This is a genomic window from Bacillus sp. ISL-55 (assembly GCF_018613155.1).
Taxonomy (GTDB): domain Bacteria; phylum Bacillota; class Bacilli; order Bacillales; family Cytobacillaceae; genus Mesobacillus.
The window spans coordinates 185,559-194,488 of the sequence record NZ_JAGGQU010000013.1; the positions used below are offsets into that span (position 1 = coordinate 185,559).

10 protein-coding genes and 1 other annotated feature (1 of these 11 only partly in view) are annotated in these 8,930 nt (G+C 35.1%); of the genes, 1 reads left to right on the forward strand and 9 read right to left on the reverse strand.

Going from position 1 to position 8,930, the window contains the following annotated elements; translation table 11 throughout:
* Nucleotides 1-131, reverse strand: a binding site (T-box leader) (it extends 146 nt beyond the left edge of the window).
* Nucleotides 132-584: 453 nt separating this feature from the next.
* The 9 genes from J7E32_RS08310 to J7E32_RS08350 all read right to left on the reverse strand — a co-directional run bounded on the left by J7E32_RS08310 (nt 585) and on the right by J7E32_RS08350 (nt 7,728).
* Nucleotides 585-1,490, reverse strand: a complete 906-nt coding sequence (locus J7E32_RS08310; RefSeq protein ID WP_214906274.1) for a zf-HC2 domain-containing protein — start codon at nt 1,488-1,490, stop codon at nt 585-587.
* The gene (locus J7E32_RS08315) at nt 1,487-1,975 is read right to left on the reverse strand and encodes an RNA polymerase sigma factor (RefSeq protein ID WP_214906277.1); all 489 of its coding nucleotides are present in this window, start codon (nt 1,973-1,975) and stop codon (nt 1,487-1,489) included. Before J7E32_RS08315 ends, J7E32_RS08310 begins: the two co-directional genes overlap by 4 nt.
* Before the next feature lie 235 nt (nt 1,976-2,210).
* The gene (locus J7E32_RS08320) at nt 2,211-2,642 is read right to left on the reverse strand and encodes a hypothetical protein (protein WP_214906280.1); all 432 of its coding nucleotides are present in this window, start codon (nt 2,640-2,642) and stop codon (nt 2,211-2,213) included.
* Nucleotides 2,643-2,648: 6 nt separating this feature from the next.
* The gene (locus J7E32_RS08325) at nt 2,649-2,849 is read right to left on the reverse strand and encodes a helix-turn-helix transcriptional regulator (protein ID WP_214906284.1); all 201 of its coding nucleotides are present in this window, start codon (nt 2,847-2,849) and stop codon (nt 2,649-2,651) included.
* Nucleotides 2,850-3,061: 212 nt separating this feature from the next.
* Nucleotides 3,062-4,096: a DUF4179 domain-containing protein gene (locus J7E32_RS08330; protein WP_214906287.1), complete on the reverse strand. Its 1,035-nt coding sequence runs from the start codon at nt 4,094-4,096 to the stop codon at nt 3,062-3,064.
* Nucleotides 4,093-4,656 (reverse strand): sigma-70 family RNA polymerase sigma factor, encoded by a 564-nt coding sequence (locus J7E32_RS08335; protein ID WP_214906290.1) that lies wholly within the window; start codon nt 4,654-4,656, stop codon nt 4,093-4,095. The genes J7E32_RS08330 and J7E32_RS08335 overlap by 4 nt, the downstream gene beginning before the upstream one ends.
* Nucleotides 4,657-5,318: 662 nt before the next feature.
* Nucleotides 5,319-5,546 (reverse strand): hypothetical protein, encoded by a 228-nt coding sequence (locus tag J7E32_RS08340; protein ID WP_213367467.1) that lies wholly within the window; start codon nt 5,544-5,546, stop codon nt 5,319-5,321.
* Between the two features lie 150 nt (nt 5,547-5,696).
* Complete coding sequence (locus J7E32_RS08345) at nt 5,697-6,443, reverse strand: GNAT family N-acetyltransferase (protein ID WP_214906293.1); 747 nt, start codon at nt 6,441-6,443, stop codon at nt 5,697-5,699.
* Nucleotides 6,444-6,513: 70 nt separating this feature from the next.
* A complete protein-coding gene (locus J7E32_RS08350) occupies nt 6,514-7,728 on the reverse strand; it encodes an MFS transporter (protein WP_214906296.1) in 1,215 nt (404 codons plus the stop codon).
* A 345-nt stretch (nt 7,729-8,073) separates the two neighbouring features.
* Here J7E32_RS08350 and J7E32_RS08355 point away from each other — a divergent pair, with 345 nt between their 5' ends.
* Complete coding sequence (locus tag J7E32_RS08355; protein WP_214906300.1) at nt 8,074-8,913, forward strand: tyrosine-type recombinase/integrase; 840 nt, start codon at nt 8,074-8,076, stop codon at nt 8,911-8,913.
* Nucleotides 8,914-8,930: the final 17 nt, after the last annotated feature.

Sequence of the window (8,930 nt, forward strand, 5' to 3'; positions counted from 1 at the left end):
TTATGCCAAAAAGCATGTTCAGAACGGAGCTCAGAGACCATTTTTCAAGTGACTGTCTTTGCTTCTTTTCAGCTTCCGAAGCTCTCTGTAAAAAACAGGGGCACTCTACTTTTTCTCTTCATTGCTTTTAAAAAGTTATTAATCCGATTTTATTCAGATTGAACCAAGAAGTCAATGATCTTTTGACAATAAAACAAAAAACTTCCTCCGCAACCAAGATAAACCACTTTGTGCCTGCGTGTATATAAGACAGTGCAAATGGCGGGTAAACTGACATCAGTTTTGGACACGCCATTTTTCTAATATATTTTATATCGGCTCGAAAATATATTGATTCTTATTCAGCATTAGCACCTGTTTGATGAAGATGGACTAATTAATCAGAAATAATGAGTCCATCTTCTGCAATTTGCCCCTGGACAGTAGAATTTGGGTTTTCAACCAATTCAAAGGATACTTTTTGTCCATGTTTTAGAAATCTGAATCCATCAGGAAACCTTTCCGAATCAAGTAAAATAGAACTGAAATTATGAAAAAAATCGCTGATTGGCGAGTCTATTATAAACCAGTGAAAGCAACAACTATTATAAAGTGTTTTTCGGCTTCTTGATTGATATTTTTTTTAATATGTTCCTTCCAGCTAACAACGCAAAATATAAAGGAATTGTGACAAGTAATATTACATAAAGGTCTCGTCCAGCAAGGTAAGTGGCAGAGTGAAGACCTTTTATAAGTAAGTGAGCAAACAGGTACGAGATAGGCAATAGAATCATTTTTTCTAGTCCATTTCTTATTTTTTCCTTCTTAATGAATATGACCAATCCAATTCCACAAATAAGTAAAAATCCTATAGCAAACAACACATAGTAGCTTAAAACAAGCCGAGGTAACGTCATGACAGAACCATCCGTTATTGGATCTCCATAAATTAAAGTATTTTCAATTCCATCGGTATTGTAATAGTAGATCGAAGCGACCGTTTCCCCATTCGGGTTTAAGACCGTATTTTCCAGGTTGTTTTTGTTTATTTTCTGTTGCCAAATCGTTTCCCATGTAGTTATATCATAGACATAACCTGAATTGTCTGCTGCTGGATATTGATTTACATTATATCCAGAGACTTCTTCACTAAAATTCAAAAGTACAGTTCCATCATCCCTTTCAATAATTGAAACCGCATTTTCATTATAAGAGATGTATGCTGGGGTTGTCAGATAAGCGATTGTAACCACTGCAAAAACCAATGTTACCATGACTGAAAGAATAATCGTTTGCAGCTTTTTCTTTCGCAATGTATTTTGTATGTTTCTTAAGGGAGCTATATCGGTATCTACTGGCGGTTCTTCAAAAGTCCTCATTTCTTCAAGTCGTTTTTTACAGTCCTCACAAGAAGCTATATGTTCTTCAACTAGATCTCTAGTATCTTGACTTGCCATATCCTCGACATATAACGGCAGTATATCCCTAATCATATTACAGCTAATTTTCATCGATAATCCTCCGATCGCGCTTTAATTTTTTCTCTAGCACGGTGATAAGTAACACAAGCCCAGTTTTCACTTTTACCAAACAATTTGCCAATTTGCTTAAATGACAGTTCTCCAAATGCACGGAGAGTAAAGACCTTTTTGTATGGCTCTTTCAAATTCCGGATAACTTCATGTACCTTCATAGACGCTTCTGAAATGGCTATTTCTTGTTCTACATTGTCTCCACTAGCTGATTCTGGAACCGACTCAAGATCCACCAAGCTTTTATTCTTACGCAAATAAGAGTAATAACTGTTTTTGGCAATTTGGCATAACCAAACACGAATATCACTATTCCCTCTGAAACTGTCTAGCGATGTTAATGCCTTCATAAAAGTTTCCGAAGTGATATCTTCAGCGATATGCTTATCGCCACACAAACTATACACATATAAAAATACATCTTTAAAGTATGTATTATAAATATCCTCAAGCTGTGTCACCATCTCACCTCCTTACATATAAGACGCGATAAACTCAAATATCTTACAATAATATAAGAAAAACCGTACAAAATACTAACGGGTTTACTTGTGAGGTGCAAACGTTAAATCACAGTGCTAATCGCACCTCAAATAGCAGTATATTTCACGGGCAAAAAGGCTCAGAGTTATTTTCTACTCTAAGCCTTTTTGTGTTATGTTATTTAACTAAAGCACCCGTTAGTGGAAAACTCTCCCTTTATTCTTCGATATTTTCATCTTGTCGTTTTTTTCGTAGATTATAGATATAGACTATTGGAATAAGACCGCAAATAAATAATATTCCACCCACAATTACCCCATTGGTAAAAGTAAAGCCATCAGTGAGCGATACAAAAAAACCTACAACAGTTGAAATTAAAACAAGTACAACCAGCGAAATATTTAGACTTTTTTGTGGGTTAACTTTATTATTTTCGTGGTCTGCACTAATACTCATTGATAAATATGTAGAAATAACCGTAGTTATTATAAACACAAGCCATAAGGGATTTTCTCTCATTCCATCTAACCCTTTTGTAACTAAGTCATATCCTAAAATTCCAAGAATACCAACAGTTTGAACGATATATGCAATGCGGATGTTTTTTAAATTCTGTAATACTAATCGTTCATCTGTAATTTTTTTCATTTTTAATCATTCTCCTTTCTCTATCCAAAATACTTCATCTAATGTTTTATTAACTGTATAACAAATATCCAGACACAACTTTAGGGTTGGATTATATTTTCCCTTCTCAATCAAACTAATAGTTTGGCGAGTGACACCTATCTTTTCTGCCAGTTGTTGTTGCGTCAGACTTATTTGAGTACGAGCAATCTTAACTTTATTCTCCAAACGTTATATCCCTCCTCAAATTAATTGTAACATATATATTACATTATTCAATATATATGTTACGTTTAAAGGGGAGTTACTCTGTAAGTAAACTGCTGCTTTAGCTTAATAAGGAATTCAACAAAAAGGCCGTTGAACCTTTATAGCATTAGTTATTAACCCTGATAAAAAGTCTCCGTAGTTCTCAGCTAACGCACAAATTTTCAACTAACTCATTCATATTTTTTTAAGTCAATGACAATAGGCTGAAGCTCAATTTTTTTATGACCTTTTCCAGAAGTAAGACTTGCAATTTGAATAGGCTGAATGAAGAGCTTGCTAGCTCCTTCTTTAATCGTACCAAAGTTACTTGTCCCTTTAAATGTTTTGTAGTCATCAGTTGTTTCCCCAGGTCCACTAGTTCCATCCATATACACATTACCAAGATTATCTGTTACCTGGAAAACAGGTGTCACACTTACCCATTCTTCAAGCAGTACATCTGGTACCTCTTGTTCATATCTAATCACAGTTGATATATCAGTGAACTCCACAGAGTGAAGTGTAAAACTCACATCTTCTTTCTGTACGGTTTGATTTACAATTTGGATATCACCTTTTACACGATTCAGTGAAAAGGCAAATGACCAATCCCCTTTTACTTCTAAATCATTTGATTGACTGTAAAAGGAGCCTGGTTCCCAAGTGACTTCGATTCTTTCTGGGGGTTGATCATCTTTGAAAGCTGGAGTGAAAGTTGTTATTCCCACATAGCGGTTATCACTAATTTTCGTAAACTTAAATCCACCACCACTACCACCTGTTGCTTCACGAACATAAAACCAATTCGGTGCACGTACATCCAAGTGTCCATCAAAATTATAATCACTTTCGATTGCAAATGACACAGTAACGTTTGTTCCGTCATATACCGCATTATCGATCATAACCGTAATACCATTGCTCGTCTGTGCAAGACCAATATCACTCGAGAAGGTTTCAAAATCCTTGTAATCTCTCTCAGCACCATTTAAGAAACTAATGACATTATCCATAAATGGAATTTGTGATGCAAAAGAAGGGAATGCAAAACTCGTTGCCGTACTTGCTCCAACAATGATAACAGCAGCGACCGCAATATTTCGCCAAATTGGTGCTTTTCTTCGCTTTTTGAGAACATTGTGTTTTACACGTGCCTTTTCGATATCTGTTACTTCTAATAACTCAAGTTGATCGATATCCATTTCCATCCATTCCTTCATACTCATATAAAGAACTCCTTTAACTTGGCATTTTGGGCTAATACTTTCTTGCCTCGATACAGCCGATTGTCGATTGCAGCTTTCGATAGTCCCAGATTGTCAGCAATTTCAATATTTGTAAGTTCCAAATAATATTTCATTATGAAAATATCGCGGTCGATTTCCTTCAATTGACTAATCGCAAGTAACAATGCGTTTTTTTCTTGTCGTTTGAAGACAGATACATCTGTTTCTAAAACGCTTGGTTTCTGTTCTAGTGGTGCGTCTGGCTGTTCAAATTGGCTTTGTCTTTTAGCTTTACGGTATCGATCAATTGCCCGGTACTTCGTAATTATGCCGATCCATTTTTTAAAATCTTGTGGATTCCCTTCAAACTGATGACCATTTTGCCAAACAGCCAGAAAAACATCATTGATACATTCATCAATTTCTGATTTCTTTATATTATGTAAAATTTTTGTGGCAATTGTTTTCACAAGCGGCATATATGCATCAATGATATATTCGAGTGCATCTTCTTTTTGTTTTTTTAATCTACTGATAAAGTTTGTTGATGAACTTTTCATTTATTTTGCTCCTTAGTTGATTGGGAAAAAGCTTTTTCATTAAGTACAACGGGCTGTCCAAGAGTTCATTCTCAAAAAAGTTTTTATTTTTTATCAGGCGTATTTTCATTCGTCAAATTTAATGTGACTTGCTGGAAAACCAATGGTTTATTGTTTAGGCTTGTGATATTCAAAATGTGGGGAAAGAATAAATTAATTGATAATATAACATATTATCTAATTCCTACAATTTAGTAGTTTTTGATATTGGGACGGGGCATCTACTGAGGGAGATTGTATGAACGGCGTTTATCTTCTTAGTGGTGGGAATATTTCAAATCTTCATTCACCACCACTTGGTAGACATAAAGGACTTATTCAGAAAAGGGAACCGTTCGCCTTTAGGAAGGGAGCTACCTTAATTGCTTCAGAGTATTCTAATTTGTGGGTCTTACTTTCACTCTGCTCAATTCTGGTGTTATATAAGATTAACGCAACAATGTAATTTGTTTTTGATTTATATGGGTATAAATCAAAAACAAATTGCCAGTTGTAAGCCGCAAATTTTTTTGCGGTTTTTTGTCTGTCTTTTGTTCAACTAAACTGCATCGTTTGTTTAACAAGCATTCTACAAAAAAAGCATTAATCCTTACTAGATCAATGCACTTACTTCTAAGGGCTTATTAATCACTTTTCTTCTTTACTACTAAGAATATCCCTAATCCAGCAACAACTATTAGTGACCATAAAACAAATGTAGGCAAATCCGAACCCCATCCTAAGGATCCATTTGGATTCGCAATCCAAGCAGCTGATTCTTTAATTGAATCTGATAATTGTTGAATGGAATAAACAATAACACCTGTAATAATCGCTTGTGCAATAAGAAAATATCCTAATAAATCTCTCATAACTTACTCCTTTTCTTTTCTCTTTTTTTATAAATTCTATAATTTAAACGTTATTCCTTCTTTAACTATCCTGCTCCTTTAGCTTAATAAGGAATTCATAAAGTACAATAATCCTTCCTGATCAACTCTCCCTTTACTCTTCACTTAGTTTTAGTTTTCCCTTTTGAAAACCTTATTTCGTTCTATAACTGTACATCCGTTATTTCGGAATGTTGTAAGCATTGGAAGGTTGTTGTGACCAGTGCAGCCAATATAATGGGTGGCCTTAAAGTCATTTTTTAATATTTCTAATGCTTGTTGATGAAGAAGTTTGCTTTTTCCCTTCCCTCTTTCGCTTGGAATGATGCCAAAATAAAATAACCTTCCTTCTTCTGAAGTCCCAGGTTCTATATGGGGCATAATTACTCCGATTGGGTTTCCATTATCGTAAGCAGTAATACAAGATTTCTTATAGTTGGGGCCTAATTCCAACTCTACACTTCGCATTTGTTCGTCAACATTTAGCGAAGAAGGTGCATTTAATGATTCTTTCATAGATTCCTCCCAAACCCTTTTAAACTCTGCTAACGAAAGTTCGTGTAAATCCTTTAGTAAGAACTCGTTTTCAACCTTAGATGAATCATCTAACACCTTGTGAACAGTAACATTTTCATCATGTAACTTAAACCCATTTTCTATTAAAAGAAAGTCTACTTCTTTGTTAAATTTACTATTAACCAGTATATTTACATTTTTAAAGTTCTTTATAAATGACTGTCCCATCAGATATGTTATAAGTTCAATTAGCTCTTGATTCGCCAGACTTTTTGTATCTTCAATAGTTACAAAGTTTTCTCCTTTTACAATTTTTATTCTTGCCAATAAATTAGAATTGCCTTGTGATTTCTTTATCTCCATAATTTCAACCCCCTTAAAGCACAAATTATAAAAGCATGGGACCACAGATGATCCGCAGTCCCACTCTACATTAATTATTCAATTCGATTATATTCCTAACAAACAAGTGCTTACTTTTATAAACAATTAAACTGACCACTGCAAGCAGTATTCCTGAGATCATAAACACGATTCTTATTCCCAGTAAATCTGCTAACAGTCCCATAATAAGAGAGCCAACGCCAAAGATTCCAGTACCGATAGCTCCTAACGAAGTATAAACTGTTGATAACTGTTCTTTTGCAACGCTGGTTTGTATCACTGTTTGTTGAGGTATGCCTTTAATTTGCCCAAAAATCCCTGCACAGAGCGACAATAGGAGTGCAGCTATTGGTATGCTGTTTAGGCTAAATAGTAATGTAACTAAGGAGCTTAGGATTGAACCTATAAATATAAAGGTCCCTAATTTCTTTTCAATGATTGAAGAGTAGTTAATACAATAAACACTTCCTAAGATCAATCCCAAAAAGAAGGCACCATTGATAAATCCCCACCACTGTCCACCAACGTCTAAAGCATCGTTAACGAACACAAGGAGTATGGCTGCTATCCAAACCGTTCCTGCGATTGTCTCAAAGAAGTCTAGCCAAGCAATCTTTCTTAATACTGGAGTGTTAGATAAAGTTACCCATCCCTCTGTAATCTGTTCAAATTTCCCTTTTGCCTCAGTTCTATTATCAGCTACATTTTCTAAAAGACTGAGCAAGATGCTTGCTACTATAAACAAACCTCCTGCTAACCAGACCAGTTGATGTGAGTTCACAATAATTAAGAATAAACTCCCTATGAACCACATTACTGCTTGTATGATCTGTGTAACAGTTTCTGCAATTCCATTGGCTTTAATTAATTGACTTGGATTAACATAGTATGGAATTAATGTCTGTCTTATTGGATTTGCACATCCATCTAGTAAAGCAATCAAACCTATGATTAAGAAAATCAAATAATAATTTGATGCTGTAACTCCAACTAACATAAATCCCAGAATAAAAAGCAGAATAGTCTTTCCGATTTGCGATCCAGCCATTAACCATTTAAGATTTACTTTTCCCACCAAAAGTGGTGTTAACAGACTAGATATAAACATGGAAGAAGTAATTGTAAATGGTACAAATGAGGAAGCTGTTGCCGAGCCTGTTAATACAAAAATCGTACTGATGATACTGACCATATACAATACATCGCCAATATTAGCGAGCGATTGACCCAACAGTAATAAAGAAAAGTTTTTATTCAAGTTCATTTTATGTCCCCCAATTACTGAAATGAATGTTTTCTTAAATAGGGGAATTTTTAAATTGGATTGTTCATAAAATATTTACCCTTTCATATATCTGATAAATCTGGGGACTAGATTTATCATAAGAATTGTTAGTATCATTATTAAATGTTTATATGAACCCCAGGCAGCTTGTATTTATACTTATCCATCTCCATTTCAACACTTCGAATAAATTAGTACATTAGAAGACTTAGTTAAATTAACCAAGTTTGTTAGATATTTTACAAAATCTATTCACCAAGTCTAAATTTCTATAAAACTGGCAAGAATACCTTCTAATATACTAATTAAATAGGAGGGATTGGTTTGTTGCTATCAACTGCTTGGAAGTCCTATGAAGCAGATAAACGTATTGAAGGATTCTCACCATATACCTTAAAAGCATATAGTATTCAGGCAAAGCTGCTCATAAGCTATTTTAAGGACCCAATTATTGATACCTTCAATACAGAAGGATTAAAGGAATATCTTGTTACTCAAGGCAAGGATTTAAAACCCTCAAGTTTGGCCCACAGAATTCGGTTTATGAAGTCATTGTTTCGATGGTGTCATGAGGAGGGCCATTTAAACATTAATCCAGCAGCAAAGATCAAGGAACCTAAAGCGGGTAAGAGAATTCCAAAATTCCTATCGGAAAGGGAGATTGAACTTTTACGTGAAGCCTGTCTAAGTCCTATGGAAAAGGCACTTTTTGAATTTATGTTTTCAACTGGCTGCAGAATCGGTGAAATCGCTGCACTTGATCGCAATTGCATTAATTGGTCTAACCGTTCTGCAATCGTCAGGGGAAAAGGTGATAAGGAACGTGAAGTGTATTTTAATATTCGCGCAGAATTATGGCTTAAGCGATACATTGATAGCCGCCAGGATAAAGATCCGGCCATTTTTGTAACAGAGAGACAGCCACACAGGATGAGTATCGCACAGATAAGGTATTACATTAAGAAAATCTCAGCGCGTGCCGGAATAAATAAGGAGATTCATCCTCACCAACTCAGACACAGCTACGCCACTCATTTATTAAACAATGGAGCACCAGTAGAAGTCATTCAAAGCCTTTTGGGTCACGAGAAAAGCGAAACCACTAGGATTTATGCTCAACTAAGCGGAAGGCTCAGACAGGAGTTTTACCAGAAATACTTTTAATCGAGTAGGAGGGGGTG